21 protein-coding genes are annotated in these 23,688 nt (G+C 72.5%); 13 read left to right on the top strand and 8 right to left on the bottom strand.

From position 1 onward, the window contains the following. Positions 1-14: 14 nt before the first annotated feature. Positions 15-803, bottom strand: a complete 789-nt coding sequence (locus ACFVGS_RS29475) for a TIGR04222 domain-containing membrane protein (RefSeq protein ID WP_385694644.1) — start codon at positions 801-803, stop codon at positions 15-17. 68 nt (positions 804-871) lie between these two features. Then, on the bottom strand, positions 872-2,134 hold the full coding sequence (locus tag ACFVGS_RS29470) for a hypothetical protein (RefSeq protein WP_385694642.1): 1,263 nt from the start codon (positions 2,132-2,134) through the stop codon (positions 872-874). Positions 2,135-2,351: 217 nt separating this feature from the next. Between ACFVGS_RS29470 and gcl the strand changes: the two genes are divergently transcribed. Beyond that, positions 2,352-4,130: a glyoxylate carboligase gene (gene gcl / locus ACFVGS_RS29465; protein ID WP_384410797.1), complete on the top strand. Its 1,779-nt coding sequence runs from the start codon at positions 2,352-2,354 to the stop codon at positions 4,128-4,130. Between the two features lie 51 nt (positions 4,131-4,181). Here gcl and ACFVGS_RS29460 read toward each other — a convergent pair whose 3' ends face one another. After that, entirely contained in the window at positions 4,182-5,156 is a 975-nt protein-coding gene (locus ACFVGS_RS29460; protein ID WP_384410709.1) for an ArsR family transcriptional regulator, read from the bottom strand. Between the two features lie 218 nt (positions 5,157-5,374). On the opposite strand from ACFVGS_RS29460, the gene ACFVGS_RS29455 reads away from it, so the two are divergent. After that, positions 5,375-6,583 carry an MFS transporter gene (locus ACFVGS_RS29455; protein WP_384410712.1) on the top strand — a complete coding sequence of 403 codons (1,209 nt, stop codon included), beginning with the start codon at positions 5,375-5,377 and terminating at the stop codon, positions 6,581-6,583. 392 nt (positions 6,584-6,975) lie between these two features. On the opposite strand, the gene ACFVGS_RS29450 is transcribed toward ACFVGS_RS29455, so the two are convergent. From ACFVGS_RS29450 to ACFVGS_RS29440, 3 genes are all read right to left on the bottom strand, one after another. Next, entirely contained in the window at positions 6,976-8,433 is a 1,458-nt protein-coding gene (locus ACFVGS_RS29450) for a catalase (RefSeq protein WP_384410714.1), read from the bottom strand. Positions 8,434-8,638: 205 nt separating this feature from the next. Further along, complete coding sequence (locus ACFVGS_RS29445) at positions 8,639-9,529, bottom strand: 2-hydroxy-3-oxopropionate reductase (protein WP_385694637.1); 891 nt, start codon at positions 9,527-9,529, stop codon at positions 8,639-8,641. 65 nt (positions 9,530-9,594) lie between these two features. Next, the gene (locus ACFVGS_RS29440) at positions 9,595-10,428 is read right to left on the bottom strand and encodes a TIM barrel protein (protein WP_384410720.1); all 834 of its coding nucleotides are present in this window, start codon (positions 10,426-10,428) and stop codon (positions 9,595-9,597) included. Between the two features lie 140 nt (positions 10,429-10,568). Here ACFVGS_RS29440 and ACFVGS_RS29435 point away from each other — a divergent pair, with 140 nt between their 5' ends. The 9 genes from ACFVGS_RS29435 to ACFVGS_RS29395 all read left to right on the top strand — a co-directional run bounded on the left by ACFVGS_RS29435 (position 10,569) and on the right by ACFVGS_RS29395 (position 18,646). Beyond that, entirely contained in the window at positions 10,569-10,841 is a 273-nt protein-coding gene (locus tag ACFVGS_RS29435; RefSeq protein ID WP_384410801.1) for a hypothetical protein, read from the top strand. Beyond that, the gene (locus tag ACFVGS_RS29430) at positions 10,838-11,224 is read left to right on the top strand and encodes a helix-turn-helix domain-containing protein (protein WP_384410723.1); all 387 of its coding nucleotides are present in this window, start codon (positions 10,838-10,840) and stop codon (positions 11,222-11,224) included. Before ACFVGS_RS29435 ends, ACFVGS_RS29430 begins: the two co-directional genes overlap by 4 nt. A 155-nt stretch (positions 11,225-11,379) precedes the next feature. Then, on the top strand, positions 11,380-11,901 hold the full coding sequence (gene uraD / locus ACFVGS_RS29425) for a 2-oxo-4-hydroxy-4-carboxy-5-ureidoimidazoline decarboxylase (RefSeq protein ID WP_384410726.1): 522 nt from the start codon (positions 11,380-11,382) through the stop codon (positions 11,899-11,901). After that, positions 11,898-12,305, top strand: coding sequence for a hydroxyisourate hydrolase (gene uraH / locus ACFVGS_RS29420; RefSeq protein WP_384410729.1), 408 nt, complete (start codon positions 11,898-11,900; stop codon positions 12,303-12,305). Before uraD ends, uraH begins: the two co-directional genes overlap by 4 nt. Positions 12,306-12,310: 5 nt before the next feature. Then, positions 12,311-13,234: a factor-independent urate hydroxylase gene (gene pucL, locus ACFVGS_RS29415; RefSeq protein ID WP_384410732.1), complete on the top strand. Its 924-nt coding sequence runs from the start codon at positions 12,311-12,313 to the stop codon at positions 13,232-13,234. Positions 13,235-13,303: 69 nt separating this feature from the next. Next, positions 13,304-14,722 (top strand): nucleobase:cation symporter-2 family protein, encoded by a 1,419-nt coding sequence (locus ACFVGS_RS29410; RefSeq protein ID WP_385694632.1) that lies wholly within the window; start codon positions 13,304-13,306, stop codon positions 14,720-14,722. 48 nt (positions 14,723-14,770) lie between these two features. Beyond that, complete coding sequence (locus ACFVGS_RS29405) at positions 14,771-16,162, top strand: 8-oxoguanine deaminase (protein WP_384410740.1); 1,392 nt, start codon at positions 14,771-14,773, stop codon at positions 16,160-16,162. Positions 16,163-16,559: 397 nt separating this feature from the next. Continuing rightward, positions 16,560-17,909 (top strand): nucleobase:cation symporter-2 family protein, encoded by a 1,350-nt coding sequence (locus ACFVGS_RS29400; RefSeq protein WP_384410804.1) that lies wholly within the window; start codon positions 16,560-16,562, stop codon positions 17,907-17,909. An 83-nt stretch (positions 17,910-17,992) separates the two neighbouring features. Further along, positions 17,993-18,646: an aspartate/glutamate racemase family protein gene (locus ACFVGS_RS29395; protein ID WP_385694629.1), complete on the top strand. Its 654-nt coding sequence runs from the start codon at positions 17,993-17,995 to the stop codon at positions 18,644-18,646. Between the two features lie 82 nt (positions 18,647-18,728). Here ACFVGS_RS29395 and ACFVGS_RS29390 read toward each other — a convergent pair whose 3' ends face one another. After that, the gene (locus ACFVGS_RS29390; RefSeq protein WP_385694626.1) at positions 18,729-19,292 is read right to left on the bottom strand and encodes a hypothetical protein; all 564 of its coding nucleotides are present in this window, start codon (positions 19,290-19,292) and stop codon (positions 18,729-18,731) included. Positions 19,293-19,492: 200 nt separating this feature from the next. Between ACFVGS_RS29390 and ACFVGS_RS29385 the strand changes: the two genes are divergently transcribed. Both ACFVGS_RS29385 and ACFVGS_RS29380 read left to right on the top strand, forming a co-directional pair. After that, positions 19,493-20,458: a fibronectin type III domain-containing protein gene (locus ACFVGS_RS29385; protein WP_385694624.1), complete on the top strand. Its 966-nt coding sequence runs from the start codon at positions 19,493-19,495 to the stop codon at positions 20,456-20,458. Positions 20,459-20,509: 51 nt separating this feature from the next. After that, a complete protein-coding gene (locus tag ACFVGS_RS29380; RefSeq protein ID WP_385694622.1) occupies positions 20,510-22,444 on the top strand; it encodes a hypothetical protein in 1,935 nt (644 codons plus the stop codon). Here ACFVGS_RS29380 and ACFVGS_RS29375 read toward each other — a convergent pair. Beyond that, on the bottom strand, positions 22,431-23,582 hold the full coding sequence (locus ACFVGS_RS29375; protein ID WP_385694620.1) for a GDSL-type esterase/lipase family protein: 1,152 nt from the start codon (positions 23,580-23,582) through the stop codon (positions 22,431-22,433). The genes ACFVGS_RS29380 and ACFVGS_RS29375 overlap by 14 nt on opposite strands. Positions 23,583-23,688: the final 106 nt, after the last annotated feature.

The raw sequence follows: 23,688 nt of genomic DNA, 5'->3' as shown, positions 1-23,688 counted from the left end.
AGGCGGTCGGGCCCTCAGTCGGGCGTCGCTCCTGTGCAGGTGAAGCCGGTCTCCGGATTCAGGCCCCGACCCGTCGCGTAGCCGTCCTCGCGGTGCGCCTGACGGCCGAGCAGCCCGCCGTCCCGGGAGAAGTGCGGCAGAAAGAGCGCGAGCGCCGGGTCGCCGTACAGCGCCACGTACAGCAGTACGTCCCGGCCCTCGGTGACCTCCTGACGGTGCGCGGGCAGCGGGTGCCGGGCGCGCAGGCCGTCGAGCAGCCGCCGGGCCGTCCGGGTCGTCGGCGGCACGGTGAGCAGCGCCGCGGCGGCGAGCACCGGCAGCGCCCCGAGGGCCAGCGCCGGTCCGGACGCTCCGGTCGCGACCAGACCCGCGGCGACGGTGAGCGGGACGCAGACGAGGAGGACCCGGGCCGTCCGGTGCCGTCCCGGCGGCCGGAGCAGCCCCGTCCTGGCGAGCTCCGCGCTCAGCGCGTCGAGCGCCTGCCGCGCCTTGGGCCGCGTCGCGAGCAGCCGGAGGGTCAGGGCCCGTTGGAGCGAGCGGTGCACGCCGAGCTGGAGCGGATCACGGGTGCGGCCCGCCCCGCCGTTGGCGCGAATCGTGCCCCGCCGCCCGGCCGCGACCGCGCCACGCTGGTGCAGCGCGACGAGCGCCACGACGACCGCCGCCCGCGGCCCGCCGCGCAGCAACGCGAGTGCCTGCGGCGGCAGTTCCGGCTGCTCATGGCTGCGCGCACGCAACAGTACAGCCGCCACCGCGAGTTGACCGGCCGCAGCCGCTAGGAACCACCACATCCCCGTCGTCATGGCGTCCACCCCCCGAAGGAGTTGTGCCCGGGGGAGCGGCGGTCGTCACGTGCGAATGGCCGAAACTGTTAGGGAGCTCCGGAGGAGAGGAGCTCGCCGGCGGGCGGGTTGACGGGCTGGGGCGTGCCGGTGAGGTCGAGCACGAACAGCGGGATGCCGAGGCCGTCCGCACGCTCGTGGGCCTCGGGCGTGTATCCGGCGAGCGAGAAGTAGACGCTCACGGAGGAACTGCTGAGGCCGTTCAGCCAGAGGCACTCCACCGCCCGCAGTCCGGTCGGCCGGGTGCTCGGGTCCACCTGCGCGACCAGCCCGGGCCCTCGCAGGTCCACGGCCGAGGCCGAGCGCTCCTCCGGCTGGACGACGTCACGGAAGCCCAGCCAGCGCAGATACCCGGCGGACGCGGCGACGGCGTCCCGGGCGGTCCTGATCGTGACCGGCCGGAACGCGGCGCGGGCCGCCTCAGGGCCCGGGCGGGCGTGCGCCGAGGCGGGCGGGACCGGCGGAGAGGGGTGCCGGCGCGCGAAGGAGGAGGACTCGGCGGGCGCGGAGGCCGGCGGGTGAGCGGGAGCGTGTGCTGGACCGGGGGCCGGGACGGAGCCGGGGGCGCCCGGTGCGTGCTCGCCGGGCGCGTGCTCGCCGGGCGCGGCGGAGGGCGCGAGGCCGGCAGGGCCGGCGCCGGTTCCGGTTGCGGTGCCGCTCCCGTTTGCCGGGGCGGTGCCGCTCCCTGTGGCGGTGCCGCCTCCCGGGCCTGCTGCCGTGGTGCCGGCGGCGGCGGTCGGGCCGGTGGTGGAGGCATCAGCGGCGGAGGGCCGCCCCTGGCAGGGCCGCTCCTCGGCGGGGCCCGCCGGGCGCTGCGCCGCCGCGGGCGGGCCTGCCGGGCCTGTCGCGCCTGCCGGGCCGCCCGAGGCTCCGGAGCCGCCCGAGGCGCCCGGAGCCGCCGGAGTCCGCGGGGCGGGCACGCACGCCTCGGGAGCCGACGCACCGGAGCCGGCGTCGCCGCCCTTCCCGGCCGCGCCGCCCGTCGTCGGCGCGGCCGACGGCGTGGTCGTCGGCAGGCCCGGGGCGGGTCCCGCCGGGCTCACCGCGACCCGCAGTACCGCCCCGCACGGGCAGCCGACCTCCGGGTGGGGCCAGTCGGAGGCGCGGGCGCAGGCCGGGCAGTGGACGGTGACCCACTCGTCGGACCAGTTCCGGTGGGTGACGGGCACGGCGGCGGCGCCGGGGATCACCGGGGGCGCGACCGGGATGCCGCAGGAGCAGGGGAAGGCGGGTGCCGCGTACCGCAGGGTGCGGAGGCACTCCGGACAGCGCACCTGGACCGACTCAGCCACTTCGAACCCCCTCCTGCGTCGTGCGGTCCCCATGCTCCACCAATTCGGTCGTCAAGGGGAGGAACTTCGGCCATCGCGCGCACGGGCCTCTCTCGTGGACGTCTCTTGACGCCTCTCCACCGGCCCACCTACATTGCTTCCGTATAGCAGAACAGTACTTCCGCATTATGGAAACAAGCCGTCAAGGCCCCGAAGCAGGAGCACTCCCATGCCTCGTATGACCGCCGCCGCAGCGGCCGTTGAGATCCTCAAGCGCGAAGGCGTCACCAACGCGTTCGGTGTGCCCGGCGCGGCGATCAACCCCTTCTACCGAGAGCTCAAGAACGTCGGCGGGATCAGCCACACCCTCGCCCGCCACGTCGAGGGCGCCTCCCACATGGCCGAGGGCTACACCCGGGCCAAGGCCGGCAACATCGGCGTCTGCATCGGTACCTCCGGCCCCGCCGGCACCGACATGATCACCGGCCTGTACTCGGCGATCGCCGACTCGATCCCGATCCTCTGCATCACCGGCCAGGCCCCGACCTCGAAGCTCCACAAGGAGGACTTCCAGGCCGTCGACATCGCCTCGATCGCCAAGCCGGTCACCAAGGCCGCGACGACCGTCCTGGAGGCCGCGCAGGTCCCCGGCGTCTTCCAGCAGGCCTTCCACCTGATGCGCTCCGGCCGTCCCGGCCCGGTCCTCATCGACCTCCCGCTGGACGTCCAGCTGACCGAGATCGAGTTCGACCCCGAGACGTACGAGCCGCTGCCGGTCTACAAGCCGTCCGCGACCCGCGCCCAGGCCGAGAAGGCGCTGAACTTCCTCCTGGAGTCCGAGCGCCCGCTGATCGTCGCCGGCGGCGGCATCATCAACGCCGACGCCTCCGACCTCCTGGTCGAGTTCGCCGAGCTGATCAACGTCCCGGTCATCTCCACCCTCATGGGCTGGGGCACCATCCCCGACGACCACGAGCTGGCCGCCGGCATGGTCGGCGTCCAGACCGCGCACCGCTACGGCAACGCGACCTTCCTGGAGTCGGACTTCGTCCTCGGCATCGGCAACCGCTGGGCCAACCGCCACACCGGCTACAACATGGACGCCTACACCAAGGGCCGGAAGTTCGTCCACGTCGACATCGAGCCCACCCAGATCGGCAAGATCTTCGCCCCGGACTACGGCATCGCCTCCGACGCCAAGGTCGCCCTGGAGCTCTTCGTCGAGATCGCGAAGGAGTGGAAGGCCGCGGGCAGGCTGCCGGACTTCTCCGCCTGGGCCGCCTCCGCGCAGGAGCGCAAGGCCACCCTGCAGCGCCGTACGCACTTCGACGACATCCCCATGAAGCCGCAGCGCGTCTACGAGGAGATGAACAAGGCCTTCGGCCCGGAGACCCGCTACGTCACCACCATCGGTCTCTCCCAGATCGCCGCCGCGCAGTTCCTGCACGTCTACAAGCCGCGCCACTGGATCAACTGCGGCCAGGCCGGCCCGCTCGGCTGGACGATCCCGGCCGCGATCGGCGCCGCCACCGCGGACCCGGAGACCCCGGTCGTCGCCCTCTCCGGCGACTACGACTTCCAGTTCATGATCGAGGAGCTGGCGGTCGCCGCCCAGCACAAGGTCCCCTACGTCCACGTCCTCGTGAACAACGCCTACCTGGGTCTGATCCGGCAGGCACAGGGCGGTCTCGGCATCAACTTCGAGGTCAACCTCGAGTTCGAGAACATCAACACCCCGGAGATCGGCGTCTACGGCGTCGACCACGTCAAGGTCGCCGAGGGCCTGGGCGTCAAGGCGATCCGCGTCGAGGACCCGAACAAGCTGGGCGAGGCCCTGGAGCAGGCCAAGAAGATGGCCGTCGAGTTCCAGGTCCCGGTCGTCGTCGAGGCGATCCTGGAGCGCATCACCAACATCGCGATGAGCAAGACGGTCGACATGAGCGACGTCACCGAGTTCGAGGAGCTGGCCACCGAGCCCGGCCACGCGCCCACCGCGATCAAGGCCCTGCAGGTCTGATCAGGCTGCCGTGACACGGCCCCCGCCCCGTTGAGCACCGGGGCGGGGGCCTTACGGCGTCTGCGCCCGTACGAGCACGGCGCCCGCGTCCGTCCAGTCGTACAGGACCGAACGGCCGGCCCGTCGCCGCCGTACCAGACCGGCGTCGAGCAGCACCTTCAGGTGCCGGCCCACCGAACCGAGGCCCTGACCGGTCAGCGCCACCAACTGGCTGGTGGACGTGGGGGATTCGAGGCGTACGAGGATCCCGGCGCGGGCCCGGCCGAGCAGGGCCCCGAGCGCCTCCGGCACGACGGGGCCCGTGACGTCCGTCAGGGCGCCGGAGCACGCGTACACGATCGCGTACCGCTCCGAGCCCTCCCAGGAGCACCAGCCCTTCTCCGGTGTCACCGGGACGAACAGCAGCCGGCCGCCGTCCACCGAACGCGGGGGATAGTCACGGGTGTTGATCTGCAGCCGCCCGTCGCCCAGCCAGCGCATCTTCCCCGGGCACAGCTCGTCGAGGGCCGCCGCCCAGCCGTCCCGGGCCAGGCGTGCGGTGCGCGCCACCACGTCGGCCTCCAGGATCCGCCGGCGGCGCGGCCAGTCCGGCAGCACCGTCTCCCGCCACACCCACTCCAGGACCTCCGCCATCCGCCGCGGCAGGTCGGGCGCCGAACGCAGCGGCTCCGGTACGGGACCGCCGACCGCCACCTCCAACTGCGGGACCGCGATGCCCGGTTCGACGTTCCGGACCGCCGCGACCTCGTCCTCGAAGGACTGCTCGCCCTCGCCCAGCGGCGTCGGCGTCAGGAAGTCCGCGTTCCAGGTGGGACCAAGGGCCGCCCGTACGAGCGGCGCGTCGAGCGGTTCGGCGGCCAGCCGCTCCCGGTAGGCGGGCAGGTGTGCGGCCAGCCAGGCCCGTTCGCCCGGGTGGGCGCCGGCCGCGGCGTGCAGGGTCTTCAGCGCGGCGACGGTCTCGGCCAGCGGCGAGATGACGAACCTGCTCGAGGCCAGCGAGTCGGTACCGATCTGCCACCAGCCCATGGCGTCACCCCCTGCCTCGTCCCGCCCGCGTCGCTGTCCCGCCCGGAGCTGTCCCGCCCGGAGCTGTCCCGCTCGGGCCCCGTCGTCCCGCCCGGGAGCTGTCCCGCCCGGCGCTCTTCCGCCCAGGACTCCATCGCCCCGGACTCCATCGCCCGGATGCTTTCGCCTCCGCGCGAAAGAATATCGGCCCGCCGTGACCGTCCCCGAGACTCCGGCGCATGCCCCGCTACCGCGACCTCTTCCGTACTCCCGAGTTCACCCCGCTGTTCCTCCTCGGCGCCGCCCAGGTCGCCGCCCAGACCGTCTCCGGCCTCGGACTCGCCACCCTCGTCTTCCGGGCCACGCACTCCCCGCTGCTCTCCGCCCTCGCGATGTTCGGTCCGGCCCTCGCCCAGCTGGTCGGCGCCACGACCCTGCTGTCGGCGGCCGACCGGCTGCCGCCCCGCGCGGCGCTGACCGCCGTCGCCCTCGTCTTCGCGGCCGGCACCGCGGCCCAGGCGATCCCCGGTCTGCCGGTCGGCGCCGTCTTCGCGATCCTCTTCCTCCAAGGCCTCGTCGGCTCCGTCGGCGGGGGAGTGCGCTACGGGCTGCTCACCGAGATCCTGCCGCGCGAGCGGTATCTGATCGGCCGCTCCGTGTTCAACATGGCCGTCGGCGTCTGCCAGATCGCCGGCTTCGCCGCGGGCGGCGTGCTGCTCGCACTGCTCTCACCCCGCGGCACGCTGCTGACCGGCGCCGCGCTCTACGCCGCCGCCGCGCTGCTCGCCCGCTGCGGGCTGTCCGGGCGTGGTCCGCGCGCGACCGGCCGGGCCTCGGCCGCCGAGACCTGGCGGACCAACGCCCGGCTGTGGTCCTCCCGCCCGCGACGGCTCGCCTACCTCGCCCTGTGGGTGCCCAACGGCCTGATCGTCGGCTGCGAGTCGCTCTTCGTGCCCTACGCCCCCGAGCGCGCCGGACTCCTCTTCGCCTGCGCCGCGCTGGGGATGCTGGCCGGGGACGCCGTGGTCGGGCGCTGTGTACCGCAGCGGTGGCGGGGCCGGCTCGCCGCGCCCCTGCAGGCGCTGCTGGCGGCCCCGTACCTGGTCTTCGCGCTGGACCCCGGGCTGCCGCTCGTCGTGGTCGCGGTCACGGTGTCGGCGGTCGGCTACAGCGCGAGCCTGCTCCACCAGGAGCGGCTGACCTCCCTCGTCCCGGACGAGCTGAGCGGCCACGCGCTCGGCCTGCACGCCTCGGGGATGCTCGCCCTCCAGGGACTGAGTGCGGCGCTCGCCGGCGGCCTCGCCCAACTCACCTCGCCCGCCACGGCGATGGCCCTGCTCGCGGCCGGCTCGCTCGCCGTCAGCCTGACGCTCGTCCTCGCCGAGGAGCCGCGGTCCGACGGGACGCCGTCCGGCGTGCGTACCGCTCGTGCCCGGACGCGGAGGTGAAAAGGACCAGGGCCTGACCGCTGTGCGAGGTCAGGCCCTGGTCTTCGAACGCGCTGTACGGGACCGTAAACCGTACGGCGCGACGTGGTGACCGCCCGACGGCACGAGGCTGGCGCGACAGGACGTTCGCGCCGCCGGGCGGAGTCTGTCCCCCTTCCGTGCGAGAAGGGGGGGCGTTGGGACCGCGGTGGTGCCGACGGGCGCTGCGGCCGGTCCCTTCCTTCAGGTCAAGAAGGGGAGCCGACAGGCCCTTACCACCGCACTGGCTCGGCGCCACCGCGGTCCTCACGCTGTCCGGGTCACCGGCCACCCCTCATCCGGGCCGGCGATCCGGACTGCGTACGGTCACTGACCTCCCGTCAGGTGCCGTACGCAGTCGGGGTGTCGGAGGATCAGTCCTCGCGCAGGGCGCGGACGGCCTCCTCGACGCGCCGGCCGTACTCGGGGTCGGCGGCGGCGAAGTGGGCGATGTTCTTCTCGATGATGTCCTCGCGGGAGACCTGGGACAGGCCGCCGGCGATGTTGGCGATCAGGCGGGCCTTCTCGTCCTCGGACATCAGGCGGTAGAGCTCACCGGCCTGGAAGAAGTCGTCGTCCTTGGCGTGCTCCGGGGCCGCGTGGGTGCCGGTCCAGCCGTGGACGGCCAGCGGCGCGGAGAGCGGGACGTCGGTCTGGCGCGGGCCGGAGTACGAGTTGGGCTCGTAGTTCTTGTCGTGGCGCGAGCCGTTGCGGGTGGCCATGAAACCGTCGCGGCCGTAGTTGTCGGCCGTGGTCGCCTTCGGGGCGTTGACCGGCAGCTGGGTGTGGTTGACGCCGAGGCGGTAGCGGTGGGCGTCCGCGTAGGCGAAGAGACGGCCCTGGAGCATCTTGTCCGGCGACGGGCCGATGCCCGGGACGAAGTTGTTCGGCGAGAAGGCGGCCTGCTCGACCTCGGCGAAGACGTTGTCCGGGTTGCGGTCGAGGACCAGACGGCCCACGCGCTGCAGCGGGTAGTCCGCGTGCGGCCACACCTTGGTGAGGTCGAACGGGTTGAAGCGGTAGTCCGCGGCCTCGGCGGCCGGCATCACCTGGACGTAGAGGGTCCAGGACGGGTTCACGCCGCGCTCGATGGACTGCAGCAGGTCGGTCTGGTGCGAGTTGGCGTCCTTGCCGACGAGCTCGGCGGCCTGCTCGGCGGAGAGCGAGCGGATGCCCTGGTTCGTCTTGAAGTGGTACTTCACGAAGAAGGCCTCGCCCGCCTCGTTGGTCCACTGGTAGGTGTGCGAACCGTAGCCGTTCATGTGCCGGTACGAGGCCGGGATGCCGCGGTCGCCCATGAGCCAGGTCACCTGGTGGGTCGCCTCGGGGGCGTGCGCCCAGAAGTCCCAGACGTTGTCCGGCTCCTGCTTGCCCGTGAACGGGTCGCGCTTCTGGGAGTGGATGAAGTCGGGGAACTTGATCGGGTCCTTGATGAAGAACACCGGGGTGTTGTTGCCGACGAGGTCGTAGTTGCCCTCCTCGGTGTAGAACTTCACCGCGAAGCCGCGCGGGTCGCGGACCGCGTCCGCGCCGCCGAGCGAGTCGGCCACGGTGGAGAAGCGCAGGAACAGCTCGGTCTTCTTGCCGACCTCGGAGAGGAACGCGGCCTTGGTGTACGCCGTGACGTCGTCGGTCACCTCGAAGTAGCCGTACGCGCCGGAGCCGCGGGCGTGGACCACGCGCTCCGGGATGCGCTCGCGGTTGAAGCGCGCGAGCTTCTCCAGCAGGTGCTGGTCCTGGAGCAGGATGGGGCCGCCGACGCCGGCGGTGGCGGAGTTCTGGTTGTCGGCGACCGGGGCGCCGGACTCGGTCGTAAGCACACGCTGAGGCATCTTGTCGGGTCGACCTTCCGTGCGGTGAGCTGCACTGCTGAGTGGTGGAGTGCTCTGGAGCGTAAGGACGCTCCGCGAACAACGTCAACAGTTTGTTGAAAATGAAGTCTGGTGTTCCGGACGGCGGCGGCGCCTGGGCGCGACAGGACAGTTGTCAGCGCCGCCGCCGTCCGGAAATCAAGGGCCCGTCAGCGACGGGCGCGGATCAGACCTGCTGGCCGGAGAGGCGCTCGACGGCGCGCAGCAGGGCCGAGTGGTCCAGGCCGCCGTCACCCTGCGCGCGCAGCGAGGCGACGAGCTGGGCGACCACGGCGCCGACCGGGAGGGCCGCACCGACGTTGCGGGCGGCGTCCGTGACGATGCCCATGTCCTTGTGGTGCAGGTCGATCCGGAAGCCGGGCTTGAAGTCCCGGTTCAGGAAGTTGTCCTTCTTGCGGGTCAGGACGGTGGAACCGGCCAGACCGCCGTTGAGGACGTCGAGGGCGGCGTTGAGGTCCACGCCCGACTTCTCCAGGAAGACCACGGCCTCGGCGCACGCCTGGATGTTCACGGCGACGATGAGCTGGTTGGCGGCCTTCACCGTCTGGCCGGAGCCGTGCGGGCCGCAGAGGACGATGGTCTTGCCGAGGGCCTCGAGGATCGGCAGGGCCGCGTCGAAGTCGGCCTGCTCGCCGCCCACCATGATCGACAGGACGGCCTCGATGGCGCCGGCCTCGCCGCCGGAGACGGGCGCGTCGATGACGCGGATGCCCTTCTCCTTGGCGTTCTTCGCCAGGTCCACGGAGGTCTGCGGCGTGATCGACGACATGTCGATGATCAGCGCGCCGGCCTTGGCGTTCTCCAGGATGCCCTCGGGGCCGTAGGAGATCGCCTCGACCTGCGGGGAGGCCGGGACCATCGTGATGATGACGTCGGCGTCCTTGACGGCCTCGGCGATCGAGCCGGCCGCGGTGCCGCCGGCGGCGGCGAGGCGGTCGAGCTTGTCCTGCTCGAGGGTGAAGCCGGTGACGGAGTAGCCGGCCTTGATCAGGTTCTCGGACATGGGGGAGCCCATGATGCCGAGACCGATCCACGCGATCTTGGGGAGGGTGCTCATGGTGAGGGTCCTTCTCTGAAGCTTCGTACGAAAGAGGTCGGGGTCGCCTGGCGGAACGCCCGGACTTACTTGGCGGCGCGCGCCTCGGCGGGCAACCATGCGAAGGAGGCGGCGGCGTCGGCGGCCTTGTACTCCAGGCCCACCCAGCCGTCGTAGCCGGCCTTCTTCAGCTCGTCGAGCAGCTGCTCGAGCGGGAGATCGCCGGTGCCCGGGGCACCACGGCCCGGCATGTCCGCGATCTGGACGTGGCCGGTCTTGTCGGCGTACTGCGCGATGACCTGGCTGACGTCCTCGCCGTTCATGGCCAGGTGGTAGATGTCGAGCAGGAACTTGGCGTTGCCCAGTCCGGTGGCCGCGTTGACCTTGTCGACGATCTCGATCGCGGACGGGGCGCTCACCAGCGGGTAGAGCGGCGACTCCGGCTTGTTGAGGGTCTCGATCAGCAGGATCGCACCGACCCGGTCGGCCGCGCGGGCGGCGAGCACCAGGTTCTCCAGGGCGAGTTCGTCCTGGACGGCCGGGTCCACCCCCTCGACGCGGTTGCCGTACAGCGCGTTGAGCGCCTTGCAGCCGACCGACGCGGCGAAGTCCGCGGCGATGTCGATGTTGGCGCGGAAGCGGTCCGACTCCTCGCCGGGCACCGAGACGGCGCCGCGGTCCGGGCCGGGGAGCTGGCCGGCGTAGAAGTTCAGGCCCACCAGCTGGGTGCCGGCGTCCTCAAGAGCCTTCTTGAGGGCGTCGAGCTCGCTCTGGTCGGGGGTGGCGGTGTCGATCCAGGGCCACCACAGCTCGACCGCGGTGAAGCCCGCCGCGGCGGCGGCCGCGGGGCGCTCCAGGAGCGGGAGTTCCGTGAAGAGGATCGACAGGTTCACATCGAAGCGCTGGTCCGAGTATCCCATGAGGGGTGGCGCTCCTTCCGTATTGCGGAAGTAAGTTTCTGTCTGGTGGAAGGTTGCTATCAGGGCGGCCGACTTGTCAAGAGGACCCCGCAGGTCCGGGGCTCCCGCGGGCCCCGGACGGGCCGTAGCGTGGGGGCATGGTGCGTTTGAGAGTGGAGTTCACGACCGAGCCGTTCGACCTCGACGAGGCCCCGGCGCACGCGGTCGTGGCCCGTGAGGTCATCCAGTCGGCAGAGCTGGACGCGGTGGACGTCGGCCCCTTCGGCAACACGGCCGAGGGCGGCGCGGACGCGGTGCTCACCGCGGTCGACGAGCTGCTGCGCAAGTCCCTGGCGGCCGGGGCCACGCGGGTCTCGCTCCAGGTGAACGTGCTCGGCGACGGGGCCGGCGAGGACGGTGAGGGGGACAGATGACCGAGCATCCCTTGGTCGCGGCGGTGAAGCCGCTGGTCGACGCGATGGGCGCCGAGCTGCTCGGCCCGGAGCAGGCCGAGCCGGACGACGTGGTCCTCGCCTGGGAGGGTGAGGACGTCCTCGCCGTACGGCTGCCGCAGCTGTCCGAATCCCTGGACCACATCCTGGCCGCCATGGAGCGGCGGCACGGGATGCCGCTCTCGGAACTCGACCGCAAGAACAAGCAGGAGGTCGTGCGGATCCTGGAGGCACGCGGTGCCTTCTCGGTGCGCCACGGAGTGGAGACGGTGGCCGGGGCCCTCGGGGTCAGCCGCTTCACCGTGTACAACTACCTGAACCGTGAGACCGCCCTGAACAGGGAAAAGTCTCCCAAGAACGGCTAGTTGATCATCCGGTGCCGAAAGCCGTCGTCCACATGTCGGGACGGCGGCTTTTGCGTAGCCGACTTTTCAACAAAGTGTTGACGTGGTGTTGCGGAGGGCGTTAGCTATCCGCAGCCCGTCCGACGCACAGCGAAAAACAGCCACGGAGGCTTCCCGTGACTTCAGGTACGACACCGGGCCTCGCCCGGTTCAACACCTCGGCGGAGGGTGACGCCGTCACCGCGCTCCACGAGGTGTGCTCCAGTTCGGCGTGGGGGAGCAAGATCCTCGCCCAGCGCCCGTTCGCCACCGCCGAAGCCCTCTTCCTCGCCAGCGACGCCGCCATGGCCGAGCTGACCGCCGAGGACCTGGCCGACGCGATGGCGGGGCACCCGCCGATCGGTCGTCCGAAGGAAGGGGACCCGACCTCCTCCCGCGAGCAGAGCGGGATGGCCGGCGCCTCCGCGGAACTCAAGGCCGAGATGCTCGAACTCAACCTGGCCTACCAGGACAAGTTCGGCCATGTCTTCCTCATCTGCGCCACCGGCAAGACCGGCGAGCAGATGCGCGACGCCATCCGGGAACGGATCGAGAACTCGCCCGAGCAGGAGCGGGAGATCGTCCGCACCGAACTGGGCAAGATCAACCGCATCCGTCTGACCCGTCTCGTCGAGACCACCGAGGAAGAGAACCGATGAGCACCGACACCACCGCCTCGGTGTCCACCCACATCCTGGACACCAGCATCGGCCGCCCGGCCGAGGGCGTGGCCATCACCCTCGCGGCCCGCGCCGGCTCCGACGCCGAGTGGGTCGCCCTGGGCGGCTCCGCCACCGACGCGGACGGGCGCTGCAAGGACCTCCCGGCCCTGCCGGAGGGCACGACCCACGTGCGCCTCGACTTCGAGACCGAGGCGTACTTCCTGAGCAAGCAGAAGAAGCAAGCCGAGGCGCAGCAGGACGCCCCCGCGAATCGGGACAGCGGTGCGACCGGAGCGTTCTTCCCGGAGGTGGCGATCACGTTCGCCGTCGTGCCGGGCGAGCACTACCACGTACCGCTGCTGCTCAACCCGTTCGGCTACTCCGTTTACCGAGGGAGCTAGCAGACATGCCCACGATTCTCGGCCAGAACCAGTACGGCAAAGCAGAGAACCGCGTCGTCAAGATCACGCGCGACGGCGGCACGCACCACATCAAGGACCTGAACGTCTCCGTCGCCCTCTCCGGTGACCTCGACGACGTCCACCTCACCGGCTCGAACGCCAACTGCCTCCCCACCGACACGACGAAGAACACCGTCTTCGCGTTCGCCAAGGAGTACGGCATCGAGTCCGCCGAGCAGTTCGGCATCCACCTCGCCCGCCACTTCGTGACGAGCCAGGAGCCCATCAAGCGGGCCCGGATCCGGATCGAGGAGTACGCCTGGGAGCGGATCGCCAGCTCCGACGCCAACTCCAAGTTCATCGGCGCCGACGAGGTCAACCACTCCTTCGTCCGCAAGGGCCAGGAGACCCGCGTCACCCAGATCACCTTCGACGGCGAGAAGTGGGAGGTCATCTCCGGCCTCAAGGACCTCGTCGTCATGAACTCCACCAACTCGGAGTTCTGGGGCTACATCAAGGACAAGTACACCACCCTCCAGGAGGCGTACGACCGGATCCTCGCCACCCAGGTGTCGGGTCGCTGGCGGTTCAACTGGACCGAGGACGACCAGCGCATGCCCAACTGGGAGCGGTCCTACGAGCAGACCAGGAAGCACATGCTCGAAGCCTTCGCGGAGACGTACTCGTACTCGCTGCAGCAGACGCTGTACCAGATGGCCACGCGTATCATCAACCACCGTTCGGAGATCGACGAGGTCCGCTTCTCGCTCCCGAACAAGCACCACTTCCTCGTCGACCTCGAGCCCTTCGGCCTGAAGAACGACAACGAGGTCTACTACGCCGCCGACCGCATGTACGGCCTCATCGAGGCCACCGTCCTGCGGGACGGCGCCACGGCGCAGATCCCGGTCGACATGACCAACCTCTAAGCGGCACCGAGTGGCCGCCCCCGCCCGCCCCGCAGTCGGGCGGGGGCCCACTGACCGGAGGGAAGTTCCATGGCACTGCCCGCAAAGGGGCCGGCATCTGCCGAAGGCCCGTGTCCCACCCCCACGTCCACCACCGCCCCGGCCCCGGCCGCCTGCCACCCGGTGGACGAGAAGCTCCCCGCCTCGCGGCTCGTGCCCGCGGCACTGCAGCACATCGCCGCCATGTACGCGGGCGTCGTCACCCCTCCGCTCATCATCGGCCAGGCCGTCGGCCTGGACGCCGCCGGGATGACCCGGCTCATCGCCGCCAGTCTGCTGATCGCCGGCTGCGCCACCATCCTGCAGACCATCGGCCTCGGACGCTTCGCCGGAAACCGGCTGCCGTTCGTCAACGCGGCCTCCTCCGCCGGCATCGCGCCGATGCTCGCCATCGCCGAGACCAGCGCCAAGGGACACCAGCTGCCCGCCATCTACGGCGCGGTGATGGTCGCCGGCGTGTTCTGCCTCGCCGTCGGCCCCTTCTTCGGCCGGCTGCTCCGCTTCTTCCCGCCGCTCGTCACCGGTGTCGTGATCACCCTCATCGGCGTCACCCTGATGCCCGTACCGGTGGGCTGGGCCCAGGGCGGGGACAGGAACGCCGCCGACTTCGGGGCCATGAGGTACCTGGCGCTCGCCGCCTTCACCCTCGTCGTCATCCTGCTCTTCCAGCGCTTCGGCAAGGGCTTCGTCAAGCAGATCGCCCTGCTCCTCGGCCTCCTCATCGGCACGCTCGCCGCGATCCCCTTCGGCATGGCGGACTTCACCGCCCTGCGCGAGGCGCCGGTCGCCGCGCTGCCCGCACCCTTCGCCTTCGGCGCTCCCGAGTTCCAGCCCGCGGCGATCCTCTCCCTGTGCATCGTCATGCTGGTCCTGATGACGGAGTCCAGCGCCGGCATGCTCGCCCTCGGCGAGATCTGCGAGCGGCGCAGCGACGGCAGGACCATCACCCGGGGCCTGCGCACCGACGGCATCGCGACCCTGCTCGGCCCCGTCTTCGGCGGCTTCCCCACCTCGGCCTTCGCCCAGAACGTCGGCGTCGTCTCCCTCACCCGGGTGCGCAGCCGTTACGTCGTCGCCGTCGCCGGCGGCGCCCTGCTGGTCCTCGGTGCCTTCCCGGTCCTCGGCGCGGTCGTCTCGCTGGTGCCGATGCCGGTCCTCGGCGGCGCGGGCATCGTCCTCTTCGGCTCGATCGCGGTCAGCGGCATCCGTACCCTGTCGGAGGCCGGCCTCGACGACAGCTCCAACATCATCCTGGTGGCCGTCGCGCTCGGAGCGGGCATCATCCCGCTCGCCGCTCCCACCTTCTACGCCGGATTCCCCGCCTGGGCGCAGACCGTGCTCGGCTCCGGCATCAGCGCGGGCGCGCTCGTGGCCGTCCTGCTGAACCTGTTCTTCCATCATCTCGGCACCCGGAGCCGTCAGACGGCTCCGGCACTCAAATCCTCCTAGGGTCCTGCCGTGCCCACCGATCCCCTCTGGAATGAAGGAAGCACCGCCATGGCAGCACCTTCGGCAGCCACCCAGCGCATCGTCATCGAGAACGCGGCGATCGCGACCGTCGACGCGAACGACACCGAGTACGCCACCGGCTACCTCGTCGTCGCCGACAACAAGATCGAGTCCCTCGGTGCCGGCAAGGCCCCCGAAGGCCTGGAGAACGTGGTCCGGCGGATCGACGCCACCGGTCACCTGATCACGCCGGGTCTGATCAACACCCACCACCACTTCTACCAGTGGATCACCCGGGGTCTCGCGACCGACCACAACCTCTTCAACTGGCTGGTCGCGCTCTACCCGACGTGGGCGCGGATCGACGAGTCGATGGTGCGCGTCGCGGCCCAGGGCTCGCTCGCGATGATGGCCCGCGGCGGTGTCACCACCGCGATGGACCACCACTACGTGTACCCGCAGGGTTCCGGAGACCTGTCCGGCGCCATCATCGGTGCCGCCGCCGACATGGGCGTCCGCTTCACCCTCGCCCGCGGCTCCATGGACCGCAGCGAGAAGGACGGCGGCCTGCCGCCGGACTTCGCCGTCGAGACCACCGAGGGCGCGCTCGCCGCGACCGAGGAGACGGTGAAGCGCTACCACGACGCCTCCTTCGACGCGATGACCCAGGTCGCCGTCGCCCCCTGTTCGCCCTTCTCCATCTCCACCGAGCTGCTGCGCGAGGGCGCTGCCCTCGGCCGCCGGCTCGGCGTGCGGATGCACACCCACGGCTCGGAGACCGTGGAGGAGGAGAAGTTCTGCCACGAGCTGTTCGGCATGGGCCCGACGGACTACTTCGAGTCCACCGGCTTCCTCGGCGAGGACGTGTGGATGGCGCACTGCGTCCACATGAACGACTCCGACATCGCGGCCTTCGCCCGCACCAAGACCGGTGTCGCGCACTGCCCGTCGTCCAACGCGCGCCTCGCCGCCGGCATCGCCCGCGTACCGGACATGCTCAAGGCGGGCGTGCCGGTCGGCCTCGGCGTCGACGGCACCGCCTCCAACGAGTCGGGCGAGCTGCACACCGAGCTGCGCAACGCGCTCCTCATCAACCGTCTCGGTGCCCACCGCGAGGCCGCGCTCAACGCCCGCCAGGCCCTGCGCCTCGGCACCTTCGGCGGTGCGCAGGTCCTCGGCCGCGCCGACAGCATCGGCTCCCTCGAGCCCGGCAAGCTCGCCGACTTCGTCCTGTGGAAGATCGACGGCCTCGGCCACTCGTCCATCGCCGACCCGGTCACCGCCATCGTCTTCGGCGCGGCGGCCCCGGTCACCGCGTCCTTCGTCAACGGCAGGCAGATCGTCGAGAACAACCGACTGCTCACCGCCGACGAGGACCAGATCGCGCGCGACGCGCGCGCGGAGGCCCAGCGCCTGGCCCGCATCGCGGCCCAGAGCTGATCCCTCCCCAAGGAGTCCGACCGAGGGGGACGGCCCTCGGTCGGTCGCCGTGGACCCGAGCGGGGTCCACGGCAGCCGGACCGGAGGGTGCGCGTACGCCGAGTCGTACGGCACCCTCCGGATCGGTGAACCCGTGTCCGCACCCCCACCGGACGCCCCGTCCCCGTGCCGCTCCCCCTCCGGCGGCGCACCGCTCCACCCCCGCAACGAGCCGCACCTCCTGCACCCGCACCGCATCGCACCACCTCCCTGACATCCTCGTCGCCGCCGACGTGTAACCGACCGGAGGACCGCCGTGGCTTCCAAGCCCCAGGTTCGCAATGCACCAGACGCAGGCTCCGGCCTCGATGACGACCGGACCAGACATCCGGTCGACGAGACCCTGCCACCAGTGAAAATGCTCACCAGCGGTCTGCAGCACGTGGCCGCCATGTACGCCGGCGTCGTCGCCCCGCCGCTGATCGTCGGAGCGGCCGTGGGCCTCTCCGGAACCGAACTCACCTTCCTCACCGGCGCCAGCCTCTTCACGGCCGGGCTCGCCACCTTCCTCCAGACCCTCGGCGTCTGGAAGATCGGCGCCCGGCTGCCGTTCGTCAACGGCGTCACCTTCGCCGGTGTCGCCCCGATGCTCGCGATCGTCGACACGACGAAGGACAAGGCAGACGCCCTCCCCGTCATCTTCGGCGCGATCATCGTCGCCGGACTCCTCGGCTTCATCGCCGCCCCCTGGTTCTCCCGCCTCGTGCGGTTCTTCCCGCCGGTCGTCACCGGCACCGTCATCACCCTCATAGGCGTCTCGCTGCTGCCGGTCGCCTTCGGCTGGGCCCAGGGGCCCAACCCCGCGGCCGACGACTACGGTTCGACGACCTACCTCACGCTGGCCGCCATCACGCTGGGCATCGTCCTGCTGCTGCGCCGCTTCACCCGCGGCTTCCTGAAGCAGATCGCCGTCCTCGTCGGTCTCGTCCTCGGCACGCTGATCGCCATCCCCTTCGGCGTCACCGACTTCAGCCCGGTGACGGAGGCCGACATCGTCGGCTTCCCGACGCCCTTCCACTTCGGTGCCCCGCAGTTCGCCCTCGCCGCGATCATCTCCATGTGCGTGGTCATGCTGGTCTCCATGACCGAGTCGACCGCGGACATGCTGGCGCTCGGCGAGATCGTCGAGCGGCCCGCCGACGAGAAGACGATCGCGGCCGGACTGCGCGCCGACACCCTCGGCTCCGCGATCAGCCCGCTGTTCAACGGCTTCATGTGCAGCGCCTTCGCCCAGAACATCGGCCTGGTCGCCATGACCCGGATCCGCAGCCGCTTCGTGGTCGCCTGCGGCGGTGGCTTCCTGGTCCTCATGGGCCTGTCGCCGGTGGCCGCCTCGCTGATCTCGGTCGTGCCGCGGCCGGTGCTCGGCGGCGCGGGTGTCGTCCTCTTCGGCTCGGTCGCCGCCAGCGGCATCCAGACGCTGGTCAAGGCCGGCCTGGAGAAGGACAACAACGTGCTGATCGTGGCCGTCTCGCTGGCCGTCGGCATCATCCCGATCACGGCGCCGGAGTTCTACCACGCCTTCCCGGAGACCGCGAAGATCATCCTCGACTCCGGCATCTCCACCGGCTGTGTCGCCGCCGTCCTGCTCAACCTGGTCTTCAACCACCTGGGCAGGAACCGGGACGACGACACGGTGACCGCGCCCATGGAGCCGGGCGACGAGATCTCCGAGACCGCGGCGGCCAAGGCGGCGCACGTCCACTGAACCGCCCGACCCCGCTCCCGTCCGCCCCGGTCCCCGCGCACGCCGCGGGGCCCGGGGCGCCGGCCGTCGCGGCCCGGCCCGCCGTGGTGCTCGTCAACCCCAACACCTCGGCGTCGACGACCCGGACGATGACCGCGATCGCCCGCCGCGCCCTCGCGGGAACGGGACTCCGGGTCCGGGGCGTCACGGTCGCCGAGGGCCCGCCGATGCTCACCGACCCGGCCGCCCTGAGCGCCGCCGCCCCGCACGTCGTCCGTGCCGCCCGCGCGGCCGTCGCCTCGGGCGACTGCGCGGCCGTGATCGTCGCCGCGTTCGGCGACCCCGGGCTCGCCTCCGTCCGTTCTCTCCCGGTGCCCGTGGTGGGCATCGGCGAGGCCGCGCTCGCCGAGGCCGCCGCCGGCGGCCGCCGCTTCGGCATCGCCACCACGACCCCGCGACTGGCCGACGCCATCGCCGCGCACGTGGCCCGGCTGGGTCTGACCTCCGCGTACACGGGCGCCCGCTTCACCGCCGGCGACCCGCAGCAGCTCACCGCCCGCCCCGAGGCGCTCCTCGCCGCGCTGACGGCCGCCGCCCGCGCCTGCGTCGTACGCGACGGGGCCGAGGCCGTCGTCATCGGCGGCGGCCCGCTCGGCGAAGCCGCGGAAGCCCTGCGCACCCGGTTGCCCGTCCGCGTCGTCGCCCCGATCCCGGCCGCCTGCCGCCGCGTCGCCGGGCTGCTCGCCGACGGCTCCTGACGCGCCTTCACCGCTCGGCCCTTCGCTGCTCGTCCGCTGACTGCCCGGCCCCTTGCCGCTCGGCCATCCACCGCTCGGCCCTTCACCGTTCCACCTCCATCCGGCGCCGGCACTCGTGCGCCAGGTGCGGGTAGGCCGCCGCGATCGCCTCGTACAGCCGTCGGCGCAGCAGGCGCTCGGCCTCGGCGCGGCCCGTGGCGCCGTACAGGCCGTCGAGCAGGCAGTCGTAGCGGGAGAGGGCATGACGGAGGTAGCCGACCTGCCAGCGGACCATCGCACCGGCCCCGAGGCCGCCCGGCCCGCGTGCGCCGAGCAGATGGCGGTGGCGGACCGCCCGGCGCTCCAGCTCGGCGGCCGGCAGCCGGGGCACCTCGACGGGCTCGGCGCGGATCGCCGCGAGGACGGCCCGCCGCCGGCGCTCGGCCGCCGCGCCCCGCGAGGCGGACGTGGCGGATTCGGTGAACTCCGGGGTGCGCTCCACCGCTTCCACCCGCGCGAGCAGATAGAGCCGCACCGGCGCGAGCGACCAGCGCCGCGGGTCGCGTCCCTGTACATCGGCCTGGCCCAGCATGGCGTCGACCATGGCGTTGCTCCAGCCGCGTGCGCGCAGCCCGGGCAGCGACACATACGTCGTACGGTCCGTCATGATTCCCCCTGATTTCGTTACGGAGAGTGACGGAACCAGTGAAGCGCACCCCACTGACAACGCCTCCGGTCGGCCGGGTGGACAACGCCTCCGGACGGCCGGGTGGCACCCCCGCCCGGGCGACCCCGTCGCCCCTCTTGCCTCCGCCCCGCCGCCCGTGCCATATAGGTCCAGACCTTTACGGGATGGAGGCAACCCCCATGCAACGCCCCCTCACCGCCGCCCAGTCGACCCTCGCCGTCCTCGCCCTCGCCGCGCTCACCGCCTGCACCGCCACCGCCGAGGCCGCCAAGGACACCCACGCGCCCGCCGCCCCCACCGGCGTCACCGCCACCGCAGGAAGCGCGACCACCGTCCACGTCATGTGGAGCGCCGCCACCGACGACACCGCCGTCACCGGGTACACCGTCTACCGCCAGGGCCGCCCGGTGAAGGACCTGCCCGCCGCCACCCTCATGACCGACGTCACCGGCCTCGCCCCCGCCACGCCGCACACCTTCACCGTCCGCGCCCGCGACGCCGCCGGAAACGTCTCCGCGGACAGCGCCGCCGTCACCGCCGCCACACCCGCCGCCACCGCCGAGGACCGCACGCCCCCGACCCGCCCCACCGCCCTGCGCGTCACCCCGGCGGGCCCCGGCGTCGCCAGGCTCACCTGGCGGCCCGCCCGCGACGACACCCGCATCACCGCCTACGACGTCTACCAGTCGGGATCCCGCGTCCACACCGTCCGCGGCACCGCCACCGAGGCCCGTCTCACCGCCCTGCGCCCCGCCACCGCCTACACCTTCACCGTCCGCGCCCGCGACGCCGCCGAGAACTCCTCTCCGGACAGCGACACCGCCGACCTCACCACCCCCGCCGCCCCCGGCGGGCGCCCCGCCACCGCACCCACCGGCGTCACCGCCACCGTCACCAAGGGCGCCATCACCCTCACCTGGACCCCGCCCCGCACCGCCGGCCCCGTCAAGGAGCACCAGCTCCACCTGAACGGCCGCTTCGCCACCACCATCGTCTGGGGCGCCGACCCCGGCCCCGGCCCCGTCCGCTACACCCTCACCGTCCCCGCCACCCCCGGCGTCCGCTACGCCCTCACCCTCCGCGCCAGGCTCCCCGACGGCACCTGGGGCGACTTCTCGGCCCCGCGCACGGTCGTGACGGTCTGACGGGCGTCGCCGACCCGCCACACAGCCTGGCCCCGAACTACGCTGGGAAGCGTGGCCGAGATCGCCCTCACCAACACCGGTCTTGACGCCTTCCTGGAAGCGAGCCCCGAGTTCCGGGCGCCAGGAGCCGTCAGGGCCGCGGATGCCGTGCTGAGTCTGCTCGCGCTGCGCGGGGCGGACCGGGGGACCGGGGTGCCGGAGCCGACGCCCGCGCTCGCCAAGGAGCTCCTCCTCGAGGACCTGCCCGCCTTCGTGTGCGCGGCACCCGACGAGCTCGGAACCTACCCGGCGGTGCTGCGCGCGCTCGCCGCGCGGTGCGACGGGGAGCGGCGCAGCCGGGTGGAAGGGGCGGTCGGCGAGGCCGTCGCCGACTTCGAGCGCGCCATGGCCGACCCGGGGAACCTGACCTGGCCCCGCTGGTACGCCCAGCTCCTGCGCGCCGACGGCACCGATCACGAAGACCCCGAGGCCGTACGGGCCTGGCTCGCCGGCCTCGACGGGCCGCCGCTGCCCGACGGAGTGCGGCGGGCCGACCTCATGGGCCGCACCGCCGTCGCGGACCTCCTCCTCGCCGAGGTCCTGACCAGGGCGTACGTCCGGGACGCCGAGCGGCCGCCGGCCGCCGGGCCGCTGCTCGGCGACCACGACGTGGCGCAGGGCATCGGGACCGTCGCCGCCGCCCTGCTCGACCGCTGGACCGCGGCCGGGCTCGCCGAAGGGCTCGCCGGGCAGTACGCGCACCTCGCTCCCGGCCCGGACGACTTCCCCCATCTCGCCCTCGCCGACGCCCTGCTCGACGAGCACCTCGACTACTACGGAGACCCGTCCGTACCGCTGCCGCCGCCCGAGACGGAGGCGGCCGAGGACGACGTGGAGCGGGACGCCGACCTGCTGGCCGCCGTCGTCGACGAACTCGCCGAGGCGGAGCCGTACGCGACCGCCGCGGAGCCGTACGAGAGGGCCGGGACAGCCGAAGGAGCCGGAGCGGCCGGAGCGGCCGCAACGGGCACGGTCGCCGGAGTCGCCGCTACGGAGCCCGACGGCGGCGGGCCCGGCCCCCGTGGGGGCGGGGCCGGGCCCTACGGCGGCGAGGCCGCCCACCTGCTCTACACGCTCTACCAGCGTGGCTGCTCCGCCGAGTCGGTCGCCCGCCGCGCCGCCGAGTTCGAGGACTGGACGGTCGACCCGGACCTGGAGGACGCGCCCGTCCGCGTACCGCCGCCCGCCTCGCCCGCGTACACCACACCCACCGCCGGCGAGCTCGCCCGGCTGCTCGGCTCGCCCGGGATCAACGACACCGACCGGGCCAGGCTCGACAAGCCCGCGCACGAACTCGCCGCCGTCGTCGACCGGCTGGCGGCGACCGGCCTCGTCTTCCGCCACGGCGACGCCTTCGGGCTCACCCCGCGCGGCTGCGCCGTGGTCCGCTACCTGCTCGCCGTGCGCCGGGTCGCCGTGCCCGACGCCGCGGAGACGGCCGGCTGGGACGCCACCCGCCTGGTGGAGTCCGCCGCGGGCTGGCCCCCGGCCGTCGCGGGCCGGGTCCTCACCGACTGGCTGCGCGCCCGGGGCCACGCCGCCGGGGCCTGGGGCGAGCTGCTCGACGCGCTCGGCACGGCCAGCGCCGGCACCTCCGAAGCCGCCGCCACCCGTGCCCTGCTCGGCCTCCTCGACTGGTCCGCCGCGCCCGCCGAGGCGTTGCGCGACGCCCTGCCGGACCCGGTGGCCGGCGCCCGCGCCGAGGAAGCGCTGCTCGCGCGGGGCGACCGGGTGGAACCGGGCGTGGTGCCCGACTCCGCCCGCGCCCTTCGGGTCCTGGACGGGCTGCCCGGCAAGAAGGGACCGCTGGAGACGCGGCGCGCCGCCTTCGACGCGGCGGCGGCGCGCTGGCCCGGCGGTTCGGCGGCCCTGGTCGCCGCGATGGCGGCCGCCGACCCGCACGAGACCGCGCGGGTCCTCGGCCCCCTGGGCGTCAGCCTGCCGTGAGGTACATCCCGGAGGCCCCGGCGCCCGCCGTGTTGCGGCAGCTGAAGTTGCCGGTCGCCTTGGCGTTGATCAGCGCGAGGCACCGGCCCTGCGCCTGCTGCCCGTAGTAGTTCGGGTGCATGTTCTCCTGGAGCGGCCCCTGGGTCTGGTTCTGGTCGATCCAGCGCGCCCACTCGCTCGTCGTCGCCGAGGCGGGCACGGTCGACGACACCTGCTTGCTGGCCTTCGCGCACACCTCGCGTCCCTGCAGCATGTCGCGCAGGTCCAGGAACTGCGCGCCCTTGGCCGCCGCGACCGCCTTGAGCCGGTTGGCGATCTGCGGGACGAGGGAGTCGCGGGCCCAGTCGGAGTCCAGGTTCCAGAACGGGCAGCCGCCGGTGTTCGTGCGGCTCCAGCCGCTCTCGCCGTAGCGGTTCTCGGCGGCCCGGGGGATGGGGGAGGGGTAGGACTGGAGCACGATCCGGTAGTCGGAGTTCGCGTACCCGGCGCCGGTCATCACGGCTCTGATCTCGTCGACGGCCTTGCCGACGTCCGCCATCACACCGTCGATCTTGGCGTCGACCTCGGCCTGCTGGTCGTCGTGGCAGTACGAGTACCAGACGATGTAGTCCGTCGCACAGGTCGTGATGATGTCGGCGAAGCCGAGGTCGTTGCCGCCGATGGACAGCGCGATCAGCTTCACGTCGCGGGTGGCGGCGACGGCCGCGAGCTGGTCGGCCTGCGGGGCCTCGCCCTTGTACGAGACGCCGCCGGCGGCCGTGCGGAACACGTTGTGGGTGGTGGCGCCGGAGCAGGCGAGGTTGATCAGCTCGCTCGCGATGGCGCCCGCGCTCCTGACCTCCGCCGAGTCCGAGCGGTGGCAGCCGTTGGCCTCCGACGTGCCGTAGACCCGGCTCGGGTCGTACGCGCTGCCGGTCCAGGCGCGGTCGGTGCCGTTGCGGCTGCCGCTGGTGGTCAGGCTGTTGCCTATCCAGCGGCCGGCCTCGCCGGAGATGTAGCTGTCGCCCATGGAGACGACGGCGGTGGGCCCGGAGCCGGGGGAGGCGGCGGCGGGGGCCGGGGCCAGCGAGACGAGTCCGGCGGCGACGCACAGGGAGAGCAGTCCGCGCAGGGCGCGGCGGTGCGGGGACGAAGACATGGCTGTGCTCCTGCGGTGAGCGGTGCGCAGTGAGTGGGGGACAGCCGCCGGCCGGTGGCATGGCGGAATCTCGCACGCCCCGGCTTGTTACCGCTAGGTAGCTGCG

Source organism: Streptomyces sp. NPDC127114 (genome assembly GCF_042677525.1).
Classification (GTDB): Bacteria; Actinomycetota; Actinomycetes; order Streptomycetales; family Streptomycetaceae; genus Streptomyces.
The sequence above is the reverse complement of the archived record's forward strand: the minus strand, read 5'-3'. Positions and strand labels throughout refer to the sequence as shown.

What these genes read in the sequence shown, in the direction of transcription:
- ACFVGS_RS29475 (WP_385694644.1), bottom strand. Translation starts at nt 803, where the DNA reads ATGACGACGGGGATGTGGTGGTTCCTAGCGGCTGCGGCCGGTCAACTC.
- gcl (WP_384410797.1), top strand. Translation starts at nt 2,352, where the DNA reads ATGACCGCCGCCGCAGCGGCCGTTGAGATCCTCAAGCGCGAAGGCGTC.
- ACFVGS_RS29460 (WP_384410709.1), bottom strand. Translation starts at nt 5,156, where the DNA reads ATGGGCTGGTGGCAGATCGGTACCGACTCGCTGGCCTCGAGCAGGTTC.
- ACFVGS_RS29455 (WP_384410712.1), top strand. Translation starts at nt 5,375, where the DNA reads ATGCCCCGCTACCGCGACCTCTTCCGTACTCCCGAGTTCACCCCGCTG.
- ACFVGS_RS29450 (WP_384410714.1), bottom strand. Translation starts at nt 8,433, where the DNA reads ATGCCTCAGCGTGTGCTTACGACCGAGTCCGGCGCCCCGGTCGCCGAC.
- ACFVGS_RS29445 (WP_385694637.1), bottom strand. Translation starts at nt 9,529, where the DNA reads ATGAGCACCCTCCCCAAGATCGCGTGGATCGGTCTCGGCATCATGGGC.
- ACFVGS_RS29440 (WP_384410720.1), bottom strand. Translation starts at nt 10,428, where the DNA reads ATGGGATACTCGGACCAGCGCTTCGATGTGAACCTGTCGATCCTCTTC.
- ACFVGS_RS29430 (WP_384410723.1), top strand. Translation starts at nt 10,838, where the DNA reads ATGACCGAGCATCCCTTGGTCGCGGCGGTGAAGCCGCTGGTCGACGCG.
- uraH (WP_384410729.1), top strand. Translation starts at nt 11,898, where the DNA reads ATGAGCACCGACACCACCGCCTCGGTGTCCACCCACATCCTGGACACC.
- pucL (WP_384410732.1), top strand. Translation starts at nt 12,311, where the DNA reads ATGCCCACGATTCTCGGCCAGAACCAGTACGGCAAAGCAGAGAACCGC.
- ACFVGS_RS29410 (WP_385694632.1), top strand. Translation starts at nt 13,304, where the DNA reads ATGGCACTGCCCGCAAAGGGGCCGGCATCTGCCGAAGGCCCGTGTCCC.
- ACFVGS_RS29405 (WP_384410740.1), top strand. Translation starts at nt 14,771, where the DNA reads ATGGCAGCACCTTCGGCAGCCACCCAGCGCATCGTCATCGAGAACGCG.
- ACFVGS_RS29400 (WP_384410804.1), top strand. Translation starts at nt 16,560, where the DNA reads ATGCTCACCAGCGGTCTGCAGCACGTGGCCGCCATGTACGCCGGCGTC.
- ACFVGS_RS29390 (WP_385694626.1), bottom strand. Translation starts at nt 19,292, where the DNA reads ATGACGGACCGTACGACGTATGTGTCGCTGCCCGGGCTGCGCGCACGC.
- ACFVGS_RS29385 (WP_385694624.1), top strand. Translation starts at nt 19,493, where the DNA reads ATGCAACGCCCCCTCACCGCCGCCCAGTCGACCCTCGCCGTCCTCGCC.
- ACFVGS_RS29375 (WP_385694620.1), bottom strand. Translation starts at nt 23,582, where the DNA reads ATGTCTTCGTCCCCGCACCGCCGCGCCCTGCGCGGACTGCTCTCCCTG.